The sequence below is a fragment of the Micromonospora palomenae genome (assembly GCF_007829925.1).
In the GTDB taxonomy this organism is placed as follows: Bacteria; Actinomycetota; Actinomycetes; order Mycobacteriales; family Micromonosporaceae; genus Micromonospora; species Micromonospora purpureochromogenes.
In genome coordinates this window covers 1,021,695-1,037,756 of record NZ_VIXA01000002.1, presented here as the reverse complement: position 1 = coordinate 1,037,756, position 16,062 = coordinate 1,021,695, and the positions used below count along the sequence as shown (strand labels likewise).

Here is a 16,062-nt window from a genome sequence, read left to right as displayed (position 1 = left end):
TCAGCCGTCCGGGTCACTGTCGGCGAGGATGGCGGTCACTCCGTCGAGACCCTGGCGGGTACCGACCACGACCACCACGTCACCGGCCGCGAAGCGGAAGGTGGGATCGGGTGAGACGTTCACCTCGCCCTGGCGGAGCACCGCCACGATCGAGGCGCCGGTGCGGGTGCGTGCCTTGGTGTCGCCCAGCCGCTTGTTGACGTACTTCGAGCCCGCCGGAATGGCGATCTGCTCGGTGAGCAGCCCGGCCGCCTGCTCGCGCAGGCCGGAGAGCTGGCCGAGCATCAGCGACGCGCCGAGGATGTCGGCGAGCGCCTCCGCCTCGTCGTCGGTGAGCGGGATGTCCGCCTGGCAGGCGTCGGGATCGTCCGGGTCGTACAGGACGAGGTCACGGCGGCCATTGCGGTGGGAGACCACCCCGAGTCGGCGACCGGATTCCGTGACCAGGTCGTGACGCACGCCGATTCCTGGTAGGGCAGTCTGTTCGACACGTACTCGCACCCGGGCAAGGCTACCCTGCCGAGGAGGTGCCCATGATCGATCGAGTGCTCCGCCCGGTGGTCGCCCTGCTGGCCGTCCCGGCGCTGGTGGCGTGCTCGGCGATCGGGGACATCCGCCGCGATCCGCCGTCCCGGTCCGCGTCGCCGACGGCCGCGCCCGTGCCGGCACCGCCGCCGTCCGCCCGCTTCGACGAGGTACGCGCCGGCCGGGTCGCCGTCGCCCAGCGGTACGACGACCCGTTCGTGGAGTTCTCCGACGCCGCGCACGGCTGGGCGCTCTTCGCCAGCTGCGACGGTCACCCGCCGGGCCGGAACTGTCCGGCGCTGCTCTTCTCCACCCTGGACGGTGGCCGCTCCTGGCTGACGGTGCGCCACCCGCGCCCGGTGGCCGACAACCAGCAGCTCTACACCGCGCCGGGACTGGTGACGCTGCTGGCCGAGCCGCACGGCTGGTACACCTCGACCGACGGCGGTGCGAGCTTCGTGCGGACCGACGGGGAGCCGCCCGCCTGGCGGGCCGCGCAGGGGCGGTTCCAGGTGATCGAGGGGACCGGCCGGGTGGGCGAGTGGGACGGTGCGGCGCTGCGCCCACTGACTGTCCAGCCGCCCGTGCCGGAGCTGAACACCGTCGCGTCCTCCACCGACCTGCTGGTGGCGGCGGGGGCGGGCGACGAGGGCCCGTACGCGGCGGTCTCCACGGACCGGGGTCGGAGCTGGCAGCGGACCCCGGTGCCGGCGCCCGACCGCACGGTTGCCGTCCTGCGGGCGAAGGTCGCCCCGGACAGTCAGGTCTGGCTGGTGGGTGAGCGCCCGGATCGGATGGACTTCCCGGCGCTCTGGCGGTGGCAGGGGCGGTGGGAGTCCGTCCCGGCGCAGTCCTACCCCTCCCGGATCGTGTCGGTCGCTCCGATCGGCGCGGGGCGGGTCGCGGTGACCGGCCCGTACGGCGCCGGCGCGGTGATCGACGGCCGGTACACCCCGGTCGCCTGGCCGGTCGGCCCCGAGCACTACCTGACCACCCTCGACGACGGCACCGTCTTCGCCCGTGGGTCGACGGACGTGGTGCTGGGCGCCGGCGTCGGCACGGACCGGCGCTGGGTGCGGGTGACCGTCGAGGGCGACTGAGCGTTCCGCACCGGTCGGCCCGGCGAGCGGACGACGCGGCCCGGCCGGAGATCCCCGACCGGGCGCACGCCTGCCGCCGGCTCAGCGGAGCGCGGCGAAGAACTCCCGGAGATCGGCGACCAGCACGTCGGTCGCCTCGTGCGCGGCGTAGTGCCCGCCCACGTCGCCGCGCCCCTCGACGTCGGCCTGGTACGCCGTCCAGCGCACGATGTTCCCGTGGTCCCGCTCCGCGAAGCGGCGGATCGACTGGAAGTCGCCGGGGAACATCGCCAGCCCGGTCGGGCTCGTCGTCGGCCCGGTCGGGTGCTCGGTGGTGTGCGCGTCCTCCCAGTAGAACCGCATCGACGAGGCCGCCGTGCCGGTGAACCAGTAGATCGCCACGTTGGCGAGCACGAAGTCGGGGTCCAGGCTCCGGTCGAAGAGTTGACCGTTCCAGGCGAGCAGCCCGACCGGCGAATCGGCCAGCGCGAACGCCAGGGTCTGCGGCTGCTGGCTCTGCACCTGGTTGAAGGAGAGCTTGTTCTCGAAGAACCACTGCAGGTGCGCGAGCGCCGCCTGGTCGGCCTCGGAGAGCCCCTGGAACTCGCTCGGGTCCCCGGACGGGAACGAGAAGAGCTGGGTGACGTGGACGCCGAGCACGTGCTCGGGGTCGATGCGGCCGATCTCCGGCGAGATCATCGAGCCGGCGTCGTTGCCGACCGCGCCGTAGCGGTCGTAACCGAGCCGGGCCATCAGCTCCGCCCAGGCCCGGGCGGTGCGGTACCGGTTCCAGCCGGGGCTGCGGGTCGGCCCGGAGAAGCCGAAGCCCGGCAGCGACGGGATGACCAGGTGGAACGCCGGCGCCGTGGGGTCGGTGGGCTCGGTGAGCGGGCCGATCACGTCCAGGTACTCCACCACCGAGCCGGGCCAGCCGTGGGTGAGCACGAGCGGGGTGGCGTCGGTGCGGGACGACCGGACGTGCAGGAAGTGGATGTCCTCGCCGTCGATCTCGGTGACGAACTGCGGGTGGGCGTTCAGCCGCGCCTCCACGGCCCGCCAGTCGAACTTCTCCAGCCAGTACGTCACCAGCTCGCGGACCCGGGCGGTGGTCGTGCCGTACGCGTCGCCGACGCCTGGGAGTTCCCCGGGCCAGACGGCCCGGCGGAGCCGGCCGGCGAGGTCGTCGAGGGCGGTCTGCGGGATGTCGACGCGGAACGGGCGGATGGCGGTGTCGGACATGCGCTGCTCCTCAGAACGGAATGTTTCGTTCCGTTCAACCATAGCAGAGCGGAACGATCCGTTCCACTGTTATCCTCGGGTCATGCCGAACCCGACCGACACCCCGCCGCTCGCCGGGAGGCGCGCGCAGGCGGCGCGCAACGACGCGGTGATCCTGGAAGCCGCCCGCGCGGTCTTCCTCGCCGACCCGAAGGCCCCGATCGCCGCGGTCGCCGAGCGCGCCGGCGTGGGGATCAGTGCCCTCTACCGGCGGTACGCCGGCAAGGAGGACCTGCTGCGCAAGCTCTGCCACGACGGCCTGCGGCGGTTCATCGAGGCGGCCGAGGAGGCGGCCGGCGACCCGGACGACTGGCACGCCTTCGCCGGCTTCCTGGAGCGCGTCGTCGATGCCGACGTGCACTCGCTGACCGTCCACCTGGCCGGTACCTTCACCCCGACGCCCGAGATGGGTCGGGACGCGGCGCGGGCCAACGAGCTCACCGCGGCGCTGGTGGAGCGGGCGCGGGGTGCCGGGCGGCTCCGACCCGACGTGGTGGTGCAGGACGTCGGGCTGCTGCTGGAGGGGTGCGCGGCGATCCGCGTACCCGATCCGGAGCGGACCCGGCAGTTGCGCCGGCGGCAGCTCGCGCTGCTGCTGGCCGGCCTCGCCGTCACCGAACCCCCGCTGCCGGGGCCGCCGCCCGCCGCCGGGGAGTTCGACTGGCGGTGGCGACGACCCGAGTGACCCGAGTCACACGCCGGGAGTTGAGCGGAATAGGCTCAACTCTGGTTTCGTCCTTACTGGTGGACACGCCGATCCAGGGGAGCCCATGAACACGGAACGCCTCACCACCAAGAGCCGCGAGACCATCACCGGTGCCGTCGCGCTGGCGAACCAGCGCGGTCACGCCACCGTGGAGCCCTGGCACCTGCTGCTGGCCCTGCTGGACACCGACGGCTCGACCGCCGCCGGCCTGCTGCGCGCCGTCGGGGCCGATCCCGCCGAGCTGCGCCGGGTCGCCCAGCGCTCGGTCGACGCGCTGCCCGCCGCCCGGGGCTCCAGCATCGCCGAGCCCACCCTGGCCCGCGAGTTCGTCAACGCCATCGGCGCCGCCGAGCAGATCGCCCGGCCGCTCGGCGACGAGTACACCTCGACCGAGCACCTGCTCGCCGGCCTGGCCCGGGTCGGTGGCGCGGTCTCCGGCGCGCTGAAGGGCGTCGGGGCCACCGAGGAGAACCTGGTGGCCGCCTTCCCGACCGTCCGGGGCGGCGACCGTCGGGTCACCACCGCCGACCCCGAGCAGACCTACCAGGCCCTCGCCAAGTACGGCGTCGACCTGACCGCCAGCGCCCGGGACGGCAAGATCGACCCGGTGATCGGCCGGGACTCGGAGATCCGCCGGGTGATCCAGGTGCTGTCCCGCCGGACCAAGAACAACCCGGTGCTCATCGGCGAGCCGGGCGTCGGCAAGACGGCGATCGTCGAGGGACTGGCCCAGCGGATCGTCGCCGGCGACGTGCCCGAGTCGCTGCGCGACAAGAAGCTGGTCTCGCTCGACCTCGGCGCGATGGTCGCCGGCGCGCAGTACCGGGGCCAGTTCGAGGAGCGGCTGAAGTCCGTCCTCGAGGAGATCAAGAACTCGAACGGCCAGGTCATCACCTTCCTCGACGAGCTGCACACCGTCGTCGGCGCCGGCAAGGGCGAGGGGTCGATGGACGCCGGCAACATGCTCAAGCCGATGCTGGCCCGTGGTGAGCTGCGGATGGTCGGCGCGACCACGCTGGACGAGTACCGCGAGCACATCGAAAAGGACCCGGCGCTGGAGCGCCGCTTCCAGCCGGTGCTGGTCGGCGAGCCGACCATCGAGGACACCATCGGCATCCTGCGCGGCCTCAAGGAGCGCTACGAGGTGCACCACGGCGTACGGATCACCGACGCCGCGCTGGTCGCCGCCGCCGCCCTCTCCGACCGCTACATCACCGACCGGTTCCTGCCGGACAAGGCGATCGACCTGGTCGACGAGTCGGCCTCCCGGCTCCGCATGGAGATCGACTCCCGCCCGGTGGAGGTCGACGAGATCGAGCGGGCCGTACGCCGGCTGGAGATCGAGGAGATGGCGCTGGCCAAGGAGCCCGACGCCGCCTCCGCCGAGCGGCTGGAGCGGCTGCGCAAGGAGCTGGCCGACAAGCGCGAGCAGCTCACCGCGCTGTCCGAGCGCTGGCAGACGGAGAAGAGCCACATCACCAAGCTCTCCACCGCCAAGGAGGAGCTGGAGCGGCTCGGCGGCGAGGCCGAGCGGGCCGAACGCGACGGTGAGCTGGAACGCGCCGCCGAGCTGCGCTACGGCCGTATCCCGGCGCTCAAGACCGAGCTGAAGCAGGCCGAGGAGGAGCTGGCCCGGCTCCAGGCCGACGGCGCCATGCTCAAGGAGGAGGTCGGCGCGGACGACATCGCCGCGGTGGTCGCCTCCTGGACCGGCATCCCCGCCGGCCGGCTGCTGGAGGGGGAGACCGCCAAGCTGCTCCGGATGGAGGAGTCGCTGGCCTCCCGGGTGGTCGGCCAGGCCGAGGCGGTGGGCGCGGTCTCCGACGCCGTCCGCCGGGCCCGGGCCGGCGTCGCCGACCCGGACCGCCCGACCGGCAGCTTCCTCTTCCTCGGCCCGACCGGTGTCGGCAAGACCGAGCTGGCCAAGGCGCTCGCCGAGTTCCTCTTCGACGACGAGCGGGCCATGGTGCGCATCGACATGAGCGAGTACGGCGAGAAGCACTCCGTCGCCCGCCTGGTCGGCGCCCCGCCCGGGTACATCGGCTACGAGGAGGGCGGCCAGCTCACCGAGGCGGTGCGCCGCCGGCCGTACTCGGTGATCCTGCTCGACGAGGTGGAGAAGGCCCACCCGGACGTCTTCGACATCCTGCTCCAGGTGCTCGACGACGGCCGGCTCACCGACGGCCAGGGCCGCACGGTGGACTTCCGCAACGCGATCCTGATCCTCACCTCCAACCTCGGGTCGTCGGTGATCAGCGACCTGACGCTGGCCGAGGAGCAGCGCCGCGAGGGGGTCCTCGCCGTGGTCCGCTCGCACTTCAAGCCGGAGTTCCTCAACCGCCTCGACGACATCGTGGTCTTCGCCGCGCTGCTCGGCGACGACCTGCGCTCCATCGTCGACATCCAGCTCAACCGGATGCGGCGGCGGCTCGCCGACCGGCGGCTCGGCCTGGAGATCACCGAGGCGGCCCGGGGTTGGCTCGCCGAGCACGGCTACGACCCGATCTACGGCGCCCGCCCGCTGCGCCGCCTGGTCCAGACCGCCATCGGCGACCAGCTCGCCAAGGCCCTGCTCGCCGGGCAGGTCCGCGACGGCGACACCGTCCGGGTCGACCTCACCGACACCAAGGACGCCCTGACGGTCACCCCGGCCTGACCCACCCGCACCACCCGCGACGGGCCCGCCCTCCCGGCGGGCCCGTCCCCGCCCCGGTGACCAAGAGGTTTGCGTCGGCGGAACCGTGTCTGCTGACGCAAACCTCTTGATCAGGAGGGTGGGGGTTGGCGGGACGGGGAAAGGATGGGGGCATGTTCGGGATCGGGAAGAGCAGGGACCGGGAGCTGGACGCGGCCGTCAAGGAGCTCGCCGGGGCGGACACGCTCGCGTTCGGCGGGGTGGGCATCGCGGGCACGCTGCTGCCGGTCACGGAGGCGTACCGGCGGGTCGAGGAAGCCCTCCACGCGCACCCGGACGAGGCACGGGACAAGGTCGACTGGCTGCTCCGGCACGGCTCGCCGGCCGGAAAGGCGTACGCGGCGACCCTGCTGGAGCGGGTCGACCCGGCGGCGGCCCGGGACGCCTGGGCGTCGCTGCGCGACGACAAGGGCGAGTTCACCACCTTCACCGGCTGCGTGATGGGCAACGCCAGCCTGCGCGGGTACGCCACCGAAAGGCTGGCCGGACGGTAGGCCGGAGTCCGCCCGAACGGGGCTGCGGCGACCGGTCGGCGCCCCGTAGCTTCCCCGCATGACTCAGGACGCCGGCGCGCCGGCCCGCCCACCGCGCCCCACCGCCGTCACCGTCGCCTCCTGGCTGCAGATGGCCGCCGCCGTCGTGCTGCTGGCCCTGCTCGGCCTGGTGATCTGGCAGGCGATCGACTGGAACGGCGAGATCGACCGCGCGGCGCGGCTGGTGCCGGACGCCGATCCGGACGAGGTCTCCGGCGAACGGTTCGGCAACATCGTCATGTCCTGCGCGCTCGGGGTGCCCGCGCTGCTGCTCGCCGCCGGGCTCCTCGCCACCGCGCGCGGCGTACGTCGGGGCAGCAATGTCGCCCGGATCCTGGTCTTCGTGGTCGGCGGCCTGCAACTGCTGGCCGGCTGCGCGCAGGGCGGATTCGCGGTCCTGTTCATCCCCTTCCTCTTCGCCTTCGGCGGCCCCGGCCCCGAGGAGGACTGGGACTCCGACATCCCGGCCGAGTTCATGCCGGAGGAGTCGGGGTTCATGCGGGAGCTCTACGGCGACGGGTCCGATCCGGCGGGCGACGTCCTCTTCGCCGCCGGCAGCCTGGGAACGCTGCTGGTCGTCGGCCTGACCCTCACCGCGGTGGTGCTGCTGGCGCTGCCGTCGGTGCACCGCTGGTTCGTGCCGCGCGCCGCCGAGCAGGCCCGCCGGGCACCCCTCGACCCGACCTACCCGCCCGCCTTCCTGCTGCCGCCCGGCTACATGCTCTGCCCCGACCCGCGCGCGCATGGCCTGCCGCCGCAACCCATGCCGGCCGCCTCCCAGCCCATGCCGGCCGCGCCCCAGCCCATGCCGACCGCACCCGCCCAGCCCGCTCCCGCCACCCCGCCGCAGCCCGCACCGGACGCGCCGTCAGCGCCGGATGCGCCGGATGCGCCGGACGCCGGACCGAAGCCGGGCAGCTGACCTGGGCGGCGGGGTCCACCCCCCTCCACACCGGACGCTGAGTGACTGGCCGCTCACTCAAGATGGACGTGTTTCCCCAGGTGCGCGGGGTTGTTACCGTCTCCGCCGACGCGTGGGGAGGCGGTCGGGGTGGATGGTTCGGTGGCGTACCTGGTGGCGGCGGTGGGGTGTCTGGTCGGGGTCGCCGGGGTGGTGATCGCCGTGGTCGCCCTCGCCCGGCAGCGGAAGAGGACCGGGCCGGCGGCACCGGGCGACCCGTTCCGGGACACCGACGCGGACGCGCTCCGGGGTGACCCGCGCACGCTCAAGCCCGGCGACATCGTCGAGATCCGGCAGGTGTCGTACGCGATCCGGGGCTCGGTGCACCTGGTCGAGGGCGCCTGGAGCTGGGCCGAGCACCTGCTGGACGACGCCGGTGGGGCCAAGCGGTGGCTCTCCGTCGAGGAGGACCCGGACGTGGAGCTGGTGCTCTGGAGCGCCGAACCGGGCGCGACCGTCACGCCGGGGGCGCCCACGCTGGACTTCGCCGGCCGCCGCTACTCCTGGGAGGAGTCCGGGCAGGCCCGCTACTCGGCCACCGGCACCACCGGCCTCGACCCGACCGGCACCGTCCGCTACCACGACTACCGGGCGCAGGGCGGGGCCCGGCTGGCCTTCGAGGCGTACGGGGAGGCCGGCTGGGAGGTGGCGGTGGGCGAGCCGCTGCTCCGCTCCGAGGTGATGGTCTACCCGCAGGCCGGCCCGGACAAGGTGGCCTGAGCGTGCTGGTCCGCATCGACACCCCGTACGTCGACACCAGCGCCGCCGACCTGGGACTGGCCCTCGGCGGCCCCGAGCTGCCGGCCGTGGCCGTCCGCGAGGTCGACCTGCCCGGCGGCGTACGGCTGCGGCTGCGCCTGCTCGGCGCCTCGCACCAGGTCGTCCTGCCCACCCCGACCGGTGGGCTCACCGAGACGGTGGCCTGCCTGCCGGGGCGGCCGCCGCACCTGCCCGGCACGCTGCACGACGAGCCGAACGGCTATCGGTTCACCGCCACGGTGCTCCGGCCGCCCGCCGGTGAACTGCGCGCCCGCGTCACCGCGCTCCGCGCGGAACTGGCCGACGACCCGTACGCGCTGGTCGGGGTCTTCCCCGGTGACCCGGACGCGGTCACCGCGCTCGCCGTACGGCCCGATCCGCCGGACGGGTCGGTCGGCTGGCGCACCTGGCACGCGTATCCCCAGACCAATGAGCTGGTCCTGACCGAGACGGTGGTGGCACTGCGATGACGTACCGGCGCTGGTTCGTGGTGGGAGTGGCCTTCGCGGTCATCGGCGCGCTGGTCGCCGCCTTCGCGATCTTCTACGGCAACTTCTCGCCCCGCGGTTACGTCGAGGACCGCTACACCCGGGCGACCAGCCGGGACATCGGTGGCGAGGCGGTCGCGTACACCTCGGACAAGACCCCGAGCCAGGTGGCGCAGGACGTGACCGAGGCCTGGCAGCCGGCCGACCAGTACGTCGACGGCAGCGGCGTCTACCTGCGCTACGACGACGACTCGGTGGTGATCCTGCCGATCGCCACCGGATCGGTGATCCTCCTCGAACGCCTCCGCACCGCCTACCCGCGCTACCACTCCACGGTGGGCAGCCACTGGGGCTGGGGCCGGGGCAGCACCGTCCGGGGTGGCGGCCCCGGCAGTGGCAAGTAGCCGACCCGAACGACACCCCTGGAGTTCCCTGTGCAGACCCTGGTCACCGATCTGCTGGTCACGCTCGCCTACGGCGTGGTCGGCGTCGTCCTGATGGCCGTCGGCTACGTCCTGGTCGACGTGGCCACCCCCGGCAAGCTCCACGAGCTGATCTGGACCGAGCGCAACCGCAACGCCGCGCTGCTGCTCGCCTCGAACCTTGCCGGCGTGGGCGTCATCGTGGTCGCCGCGATCGCCGCCAGTGCGGACGACTTCGTCCTCGGCCTGGTCGGCGCCGCCGCGTACGGCCTCCTCGGCCTGGTCATCATGGCCGGGGCGTTCCTGCTGCTGGACGCGGCGACCCCGGGCCGGCTCGGCGAGCTGCTGGTCGACCCGGAGCCGCACCCCGCGGTCTGGGTCTCCGCCGTGGTCCACCTCGCCACGGGCGCGATCATCGCCGCCGCGATCAGCTGATGGCGGCCACGAAGCGGCCGGGCGCCGCCGGGCGCTCGGCGACCACCGGCGCGACAAGCCCAGCGAAGAGCGCGGAGATTCCGGTGTGGAAGCAGGCCCTGATCTGGGTGGGCCTGCTGGGCACCGTCGCCGCCTGCACCGTCGGGGCGATCGTCAACGGCGACGACGGGTCCGCCATCGTGCCCGGACCGACCGCCCAGGAACGCGGCGACACCGTGCCGATCCTCCAGCGCTCCACGGCCAGCCAGGGCGTCTGCTACGGCTGGGTGCTGAAGGACTACTTCGACTACGGCGATCCCCTCAGCGTCGGCTCCAACCTCGGTGACGGCGTGTCCGTCGAGGACAGTCCGGGCTGCCCGCGCTGGTTGCAGGTGACGGCCAGGATCTACTACCCGGCGGAGAGCAGCGACAGCAACGACAGCGCCTACGTCGACGTGACCGGCTCCGCCGACGTCTCCTCCGCCCAGCTGCTGCGGATCGAGAACGGGCTGGCGCGGCTCGGGCTCACCGAGGAGGTCTTCATCGACGACCCGGGCTGGGCGACGACCCGGGCTGGGCGACGACCCGGGCCGCGGTGATGCTGCCGCTGCTCGCGGTCGAGGCGGGACTGGTGGAGCCTGCCGCCACCCCGGCCGCCGCCGGGGCCGCCCCGTCGCCGCTGCCCGCCGGGGGCAGCGACCTGTGGCGCGACCGCTGGGGATACCTGCTCGCCGCCGTCGGGCTGCTGCTGGTCACCGCGCTGCTGGTCACCGTCGGACTGGTGCAGCGCCGCCGGCAGCGCCGGGGAGTCGGGCCCGCGAAGCGCCCCGGGGCGGAGACGGCGGCGACGCGTACCCCGGAGCAGGTGTGACCACCGACGCGCCGGCCGCCCCAGCGCGCTGGCGGGCGGCCCGGGCCGGGGTCCTGCTCGCGGTCTTCGTCTGCGCGGCCTGCGGCCTGGTCTACGAGCTGGCCCTGGTCGCACTCGGCAGCTACCTGATCGGCGACGCGGTCGGGCAGGCCTCGATCGTGCTCGGCGTGATGGTCTTCGCGATGGGCGTCGGCGCGCTCGCCGCGAAGCCGTTGCAGTCCCGGGCCGCCGCCGCGTTCGCCGTGGTCGAGCTGACCCTGGCGCTGCTCGGCGGGCTCTCGGTGCTCGGCCTCTACGCCGCCTTCGCCTGGCTGGACCTCTACGGCCCGGCGCTGGTCGGCACCGCGTTCGTGCTCGGCCTGCTGATCGGCGCGGAGATCCCGCTGCTGATGGTCATGCTGCAACGCATCCGCGAGCAGTCCGCCGGCAGCGCGGTGGCCGACCTGTTCGCCGCCGACTACGTCGGGGCGCTGCTCGGCGGGCTGGCCTTCCCGTTCCTGCTGATGCCGGTCTTCGGCCAGCTCAAGGGCGCGCTGGTGGTCGGCGCGGTGAACGCGGTGGCCGGCCTCGCGCTGGTCTGCACGGTCTTCCGCGCGGAGCTGAGCCGCCGGGCGCGGGTCGCGCTCGCCGCCGGCTCCGTCGTGGTCGCCCTCTGCCTGGGGTACGCCTGGATCACCGCCGCCGACTTCGAGCTGACCGCCCGGCAGCAGCTCTACCGGGACCCGGTGGTGCACGCCGAGCGCAGCCGCTACCAGGAGATCGTGCTGACCCGGTCGGTGCGGGAGGTCGGGCACGCCGACACCGACCTGCGCCTCTACCTCAACGGCGACCTCCAGTTCAGCTCGGTCGACGAGTACCGCTACCACGAGGCACTGGTGCATCCCGCCATGCGTGGCCCGCGCGGCGAGGTGCTGGTGCTCGGGGCCGGCGACGGGCTCGCCGTCCGGGAGATCCTGCGCTACCCGGACGTCCGCCGGGTGACCGTGGTCGACCTGGACCCGGCGGTGGTGGCGCTGGCCCGCGCCGAGCCGCAGCTGCGCCGGCTCAACGGGGACGCGTTCGCCGACCCCCGGGTCCGGGTGGTCAACACCGACGCGTTCGGCTGGCTGCGTACCGCCACGAAACGGTTCGACGTGGTGGTGGCCGACCTGCCCGACCCGGACGAGACCGCCACCGCGAAGCTCTACACCGTCGAGTTCTACGCGCTGATCCGGTCGGCGCTCGCCGAGGGCGGGCGGCTGGTGGTGCAGTCCGGGTCGCCGTACTTCGCGCCCCGGTCGTACTGGTCGATCGAGGCGTCGGTACGCGAGGCCGGCTTCGCCACCGTGCCGTACCACGTGGACGTGCCCTCGTTCGGCGACTGGGGTTTCCTGCTCGCCACCGCCGGGGTGACCCCGCCCGCGCTGGAGTTGCCGGCAGACGCGCCGCCGCTGCGTTTCCTGGACCCGTCGGTGCTGCGGGCGGCGGCCGCCTTCCCCGCCGACCGGGCCCGCCTCGACGTCCCCGCGTCCACGTTGCTCCAGCCCAGGGTGCTGGAGTACGCCCGCGCGGAGTGGCGCGGCTACTGACCCGGTCGCCGTCGCCGGCTATTTGGTACGCGCGCGGCTGGGCCGGAGTGGATACGGTGTGGGCGCGATCTAGGGGAAGGAGAATCGTGGTCGATTCCCAGCACACACCGGCCCGCGTCCGGCCGGCCGTGGTGACGATTTCCAGCTATCTGCTGATTCTGTTCGCGCTCATCCAGGTGATCAACCTGATCATCGCGCTCACCACCATCGGCACCATCCGGGAGGTGATGGACGAGGCCTACCGCGGCACCTCCGCCAACGGGGTGCAGGGGGTGGCGGACTTCGCCGTCGCGTTCAGCCTGGGCGGCGCCATCGTGGGGCTGCTGCTGGCCATCGTGCTCGCCGTCCTCGGCCTGTTCAACAACCGGGGCATGAACGGCACCCGGATCACCACCTGGGTGCTCGGCGGCCTGATGTTCTGCTGCTGCGGCCTCGGCACGGCCAGCAACGCCGCCGGCGGCCTCACCGCCGGCGGTGGCGCGCCGACCGACGGTGACGTCCCGAGCGCGGAGGAGGTGCAGCGCCGGCTGGAGGATGCCCTGCCGTCCTGGTACGGCCCGGTCACCACGCTGCTCGCGGTGATCGCCCTGCTCGCCCTGCTGACCGCGCTGATCCTGCTCGCGCTCCCCAAGGCGAACGAGTTCTTCCGCAAGCCGCAGCAGGTCTGGGAGCCGCCGGTCCCCGGCGCCGCCTACCCCGGCCAGCCGAGCTACCCGGCGACCCCCGGCTACCCGGCCACCCCGGGCTACCCGCAGGCGGGCTACCCGCCCGCGCAGCCGGGCCAGCCCGGTTACCCGCCGGCCCCCGGCTACCCGGCCGCGCCGGACCAGCCGCCGGCCGCCTCGCCGTGGCAGCCGCCGTCGGCCCCGTCCTCCGCGCCGCCCTCGTCGGACGCGCCCGCCGCGCCGCCGGCCAGCCAGCCGGAGCAGGGTGGACCGGCGCAGGGGCAGGACCGGCCGGGCGGGGACGTCCCGCCGTCCGACCCGACCCGCCCGGCCGGTAGCTGACGGGCGAGTACGAGCGACGCCGACGATTCCCTCCGAGTAGGTTGCAAGCCGACGCCTACCGGAGGGAATCGTCGTGTCGTACCCGGATCAGGCCCCGGCGCGTCGGCCCGCCGCCGTCACGCTGGCCGCGGCGGTGCTCGGGCTGATGGCCCTCGCCGCCGGGGCGTACGCCGTCGCGGCGCTGCTCGCCCTCGGCGGCACGGTCGACCGGCTCCGGTCGGCCGCCGCCGGTACGACCGCGAGCCCCGACGACGTCGACGGCGTCATCACCCTGCTGCGGGTCACCGCGATCCTCTCGGCGGTGCTCACCGTCCTGGTCGGCCTGCTCCTGGTCGGTCTCGCCGCCGGGTTGCTCGCCGGCCGCCGGGGCGCCCGGGTGGCGACCTGGGTGGTCGCCGGGTTGGGGCTGCTCTGCGGCTGCTGCGGCCTGGCCGCGCTGGTCGGTCAGCGGGCCGGCCCGCTGCGGACCGACGAGCAGAGCACGGCCGAGCTGCTGGGCCTGCTCGGCGACGCCTACCCGTCCTGGTGGCTCCCGCTGAACGCGGCCCTTTCGGTGGGCCAGGTGCTCGGCTACCTTGTGGTGGCCGTGCTGCTGGCGCTGCCCGCGGCGAACGGCTGGTTCGGCCGTGCCCGGCCGACGCCGCCCCCGCCTCCGGCGCCGCTCCCGTACGGCCCGTATCCGCCCCCGCAGGCTCCGCCGCCGTCCCGCTGAGGAGCGCCCGTGACGTCCGAGACCCTGGCCACCGAGCGACGGGCGCTGGTCACCGGCGCCACCGCCGGCATCGGTGAGGCGTTCGCCCGCCGGCTCGCCGCCGACGGGTGGCAGTTGGTCCTGGTGGCGCGGGACGCCACCCGGCTCGCCGAGGTGGCCGCCGACCTGACCGCCCGGCACGGTCACCGGGTGGAGACGCTCCCCGCCGACCTGTCCACCGACGACGGATGCGCGGCGGTGGAACGGCGGCTGACCGACGCCACCGCCCCCATCGAGCTGCTCGTCAACAACGCCGGGCTCAGCCTCAACCGGCCGTTCCTGCGGTCCACCGTCGCCGACGAGACGCGGTTGCTGCGGCTCAACGTGCACGCCGTCATGCGGCTCACCCTCGCCGCTCTCGGCCCGATGACGGATCGACGAAACGGGATAGTGATAAATGTCTCTTCCGTCGCCGGTTTCGGCCCGGTGATGCCCGGTTCGACGTACCCGGCGAGCAAGGCGTGGGTGACGAGCTTCAGCGAATCCGTCGATCTGTCGGTGCGTCCGCTCGGCGTACGGGTGATGGCGCTCTGCCCCGGTTACACCGCCACCGGCTACCACGAGCGCAACGGCATCGACATGTCCGGCACGCCCGGCTGGATGTGGCTGCGGGCCGACGACGTGGTCGACGGCGCCCTGCGTGACCTGCGTAAAGGCAAGCAGATCAGCGTCCCGGACTGGAAGTACAAGCTCGCCGTGGCCGGCCTGCGGCACGCGCCGCGGCGGCTGCTGCGGATCGCCTACCGGGACCGCCGGGGACGGGTCGGGCCGACCGACGGCTGACCCCGCAGTGCCCCGGCCGCTGCCGTCCCGGTGGCGCCGGCAGGGTACGGGATTCCAGCGTGGTCGCACAGCGTAGCCGTCCATCGCCACCCATCGGTCGCCCGCGAGGCTGACCGGGGTGGACCCCACATCCGGCGTACAGACTCGCGCAGTACCCTCTATCGCCATGGGGCACCGCGACGACCTGCGTAAATTCATTTCCGACCTGGCTGTGGTCCACGGCCGGGTGGTGCTCTCCTCGGGCCGCGAAGCGGACTGGTACGTCGATCTGCGCCGCGTCACGCTGCATCACCAGGCTGCACCGCTGGTCGGTCGGGTGATGCGCGAGCTGACCGCGGACTGGGACTATGAGGCGGTCGGCGGGCTGACCCTCGGCGCGGATCCGATCGCGGTGTCGATGCTGCACGCCGCGGCGGAGACCGATCGACCGTTGGACGCGTTCGTGGTTCGCAAGGCGGGAAAGGCGCACGGTCTGCAACGGCGGATCGAGGGGCCTGAAGTGGCCGGTCGGCGGGTACTTGCCGTGGAGGACACCTCGACGACGGGCGGCAGCGTGTTGACCGCCGTCGAGGCGCTGCGCGAGGCCGGGGCGGAGGTCGTTGGTGTGGCGGTTATTGTTGATCGAGGAGCCGGGGACGCCGTACGAGCCGCCGGACTGCCGTATCGGGCGGCCTATACGTTGGCTGACCTCGGCCTTGTGGCGTAAAAATTTGCCGATTCGGATCTGCTGATATGCAGGCGGATCGATGCTGCTGGTGGAAGGATGGAATACGTGGGAACTGCGTTGGCTGAAATGACCATGCCTCAGATCTCGCCGCTTGCCGGCGAGCCGATCGAACGTGCCGATGCCGAGCGGCTGGCGGGGGTCCTCAAGGCCCTTGCCGACCCCGCCCGGCTCCGGCTGCTCAGCCTGATCCAGTCGGCCCCCGAGGGCGAGGCGTGCGTCTGTGACCTGACGGCGCCGCTCGGCCTCTCGCAGCCGACGGTCAGCCACCACCTGCGTATCCTCACCGAGGCCGGCTTGCTGGAGCGGGAGAAGCGCGGTGTGTGGGCCTACTACCGGCTGGTGCCGTCCGCGATCGCCACGATCGCGGATCTGCTGACCCCGCCGCGCAAGCGGGCCACCAAGAAGGCCCGCTGACCCGGTGTCCGCGCGTCGTCCCCGACCGGGGCGACGTCCGGTGACGTACCAGGGGTGGCGTCATCGGGTGGTGACTCCTGC

17 protein-coding genes and 1 pseudogene are annotated in these 16,062 nt (G+C 73.5%); 16 read left to right on the top strand and 2 right to left on the bottom strand.

The annotated features are described in order from the left end of the window. Nucleotides 1-501, bottom strand: a complete 501-nt coding sequence (locus tag FHX75_RS15925) for a cation:proton antiporter regulatory subunit (RefSeq protein ID WP_154940767.1) — start codon at nucleotides 499-501, stop codon at nucleotides 1-3. Nucleotides 502-533: 32 nt separating this feature from the next. Here FHX75_RS15925 and FHX75_RS15920 point away from each other — a divergent pair, with 32 nt between their 5' ends. Further along, nucleotides 534-1,625: a beta propeller repeat protein gene (locus tag FHX75_RS15920; protein WP_154940765.1), complete on the top strand. Its 1,092-nt coding sequence runs from the start codon at nucleotides 534-536 to the stop codon at nucleotides 1,623-1,625. Nucleotides 1,626-1,706: 81 nt separating this feature from the next. Here FHX75_RS15920 and FHX75_RS15915 read toward each other — a convergent pair whose 3' ends face one another. Next, the gene (locus tag FHX75_RS15915; protein ID WP_154940763.1) at nucleotides 1,707-2,843 is read right to left on the bottom strand and encodes an epoxide hydrolase family protein; all 1,137 of its coding nucleotides are present in this window, start codon (nucleotides 2,841-2,843) and stop codon (nucleotides 1,707-1,709) included. An 82-nt stretch (nucleotides 2,844-2,925) separates the two neighbouring features. On the opposite strand from FHX75_RS15915, the gene FHX75_RS15910 reads away from it, so the two are divergent. The 15 genes and pseudogenes from FHX75_RS15910 (at nucleotide 2,926) to FHX75_RS15840 (ending at nucleotide 15,981) form a co-directional block, all read left to right on the top strand. Continuing rightward, on the top strand, nucleotides 2,926-3,567 hold the full coding sequence (locus FHX75_RS15910) for a TetR/AcrR family transcriptional regulator (protein WP_154940761.1): 642 nt from the start codon (nucleotides 2,926-2,928) through the stop codon (nucleotides 3,565-3,567). A gap of 85 nt (nucleotides 3,568-3,652) precedes the next feature. Beyond that, the gene (gene clpB, locus FHX75_RS15905; RefSeq protein WP_154940759.1) at nucleotides 3,653-6,244 is read left to right on the top strand and encodes an ATP-dependent chaperone ClpB; all 2,592 of its coding nucleotides are present in this window, start codon (nucleotides 3,653-3,655) and stop codon (nucleotides 6,242-6,244) included. Between the two features lie 152 nt (nucleotides 6,245-6,396). Continuing rightward, nucleotides 6,397-6,777, top strand: a complete 381-nt coding sequence (locus FHX75_RS15900) for a hypothetical protein (RefSeq protein ID WP_246158106.1) — start codon at nucleotides 6,397-6,399, stop codon at nucleotides 6,775-6,777. A gap of 58 nt (nucleotides 6,778-6,835) precedes the next feature. Beyond that, nucleotides 6,836-7,738, top strand: a complete 903-nt coding sequence (locus tag FHX75_RS15895; RefSeq protein WP_154940757.1) for a hypothetical protein — start codon at nucleotides 6,836-6,838, stop codon at nucleotides 7,736-7,738. A 129-nt stretch (nucleotides 7,739-7,867) separates the two neighbouring features. Beyond that, entirely contained in the window at nucleotides 7,868-8,497 is a 630-nt protein-coding gene (locus tag FHX75_RS15890; RefSeq protein WP_154940755.1) for a DUF4178 domain-containing protein, read from the top strand. A gap of 2 nt (nucleotides 8,498-8,499) precedes the next feature. Beyond that, nucleotides 8,500-9,006 carry a DUF2617 family protein gene (locus FHX75_RS15885; protein WP_154940753.1) on the top strand — a complete coding sequence of 169 codons (507 nt, stop codon included), beginning with the start codon at nucleotides 8,500-8,502 and terminating at the stop codon, nucleotides 9,004-9,006. Continuing rightward, a complete protein-coding gene (locus FHX75_RS15880) occupies nucleotides 9,003-9,428 on the top strand; it encodes a DUF4247 domain-containing protein (RefSeq protein ID WP_154940751.1) in 426 nt (141 codons plus the stop codon). Before FHX75_RS15885 ends, FHX75_RS15880 begins: the two co-directional genes overlap by 4 nt. 30 nt (nucleotides 9,429-9,458) lie before the next feature. Next, the gene (locus FHX75_RS15875; RefSeq protein ID WP_154940749.1) at nucleotides 9,459-9,881 is read left to right on the top strand and encodes a DUF350 domain-containing protein; all 423 of its coding nucleotides are present in this window, start codon (nucleotides 9,459-9,461) and stop codon (nucleotides 9,879-9,881) included. A gap of 101 nt (nucleotides 9,882-9,982) precedes the next feature. Next, a pseudogene (locus FHX75_RS32240) lies at nucleotides 9,983-10,731 on the top strand (hypothetical protein). Beyond that, nucleotides 10,728-12,299: a polyamine aminopropyltransferase gene (locus tag FHX75_RS15865; RefSeq protein ID WP_154940747.1), complete on the top strand. Its 1,572-nt coding sequence runs from the start codon at nucleotides 10,728-10,730 to the stop codon at nucleotides 12,297-12,299. Before FHX75_RS32240 ends, FHX75_RS15865 begins: the two are co-directional and overlap by 4 nt. 86 nt (nucleotides 12,300-12,385) lie before the next feature. Continuing rightward, nucleotides 12,386-13,306 carry a hypothetical protein gene (locus FHX75_RS15860; RefSeq protein ID WP_154940745.1) on the top strand — a complete coding sequence of 307 codons (921 nt, stop codon included), beginning with the start codon at nucleotides 12,386-12,388 and terminating at the stop codon, nucleotides 13,304-13,306. Nucleotides 13,307-13,379: 73 nt separating this feature from the next. After that, nucleotides 13,380-14,018 (top strand): hypothetical protein, encoded by a 639-nt coding sequence (locus tag FHX75_RS15855; protein ID WP_154940743.1) that lies wholly within the window; start codon nucleotides 13,380-13,382, stop codon nucleotides 14,016-14,018. Between the two features lie 9 nt (nucleotides 14,019-14,027). Then, entirely contained in the window at nucleotides 14,028-14,840 is an 813-nt protein-coding gene (locus FHX75_RS15850; RefSeq protein WP_154940741.1) for an SDR family NAD(P)-dependent oxidoreductase, read from the top strand. Between the two features lie 166 nt (nucleotides 14,841-15,006). Further along, nucleotides 15,007-15,546 carry an orotate phosphoribosyltransferase gene (pyrE, locus tag FHX75_RS15845; protein ID WP_154940739.1) on the top strand — a complete coding sequence of 180 codons (540 nt, stop codon included), beginning with the start codon at nucleotides 15,007-15,009 and terminating at the stop codon, nucleotides 15,544-15,546. A gap of 57 nt (nucleotides 15,547-15,603) precedes the next feature. Beyond that, complete coding sequence (locus tag FHX75_RS15840; protein WP_007454255.1) at nucleotides 15,604-15,981, top strand: ArsR/SmtB family transcription factor; 378 nt, start codon at nucleotides 15,604-15,606, stop codon at nucleotides 15,979-15,981. The last annotated feature ends 81 nt before the right edge of the window (nucleotides 15,982-16,062 follow it).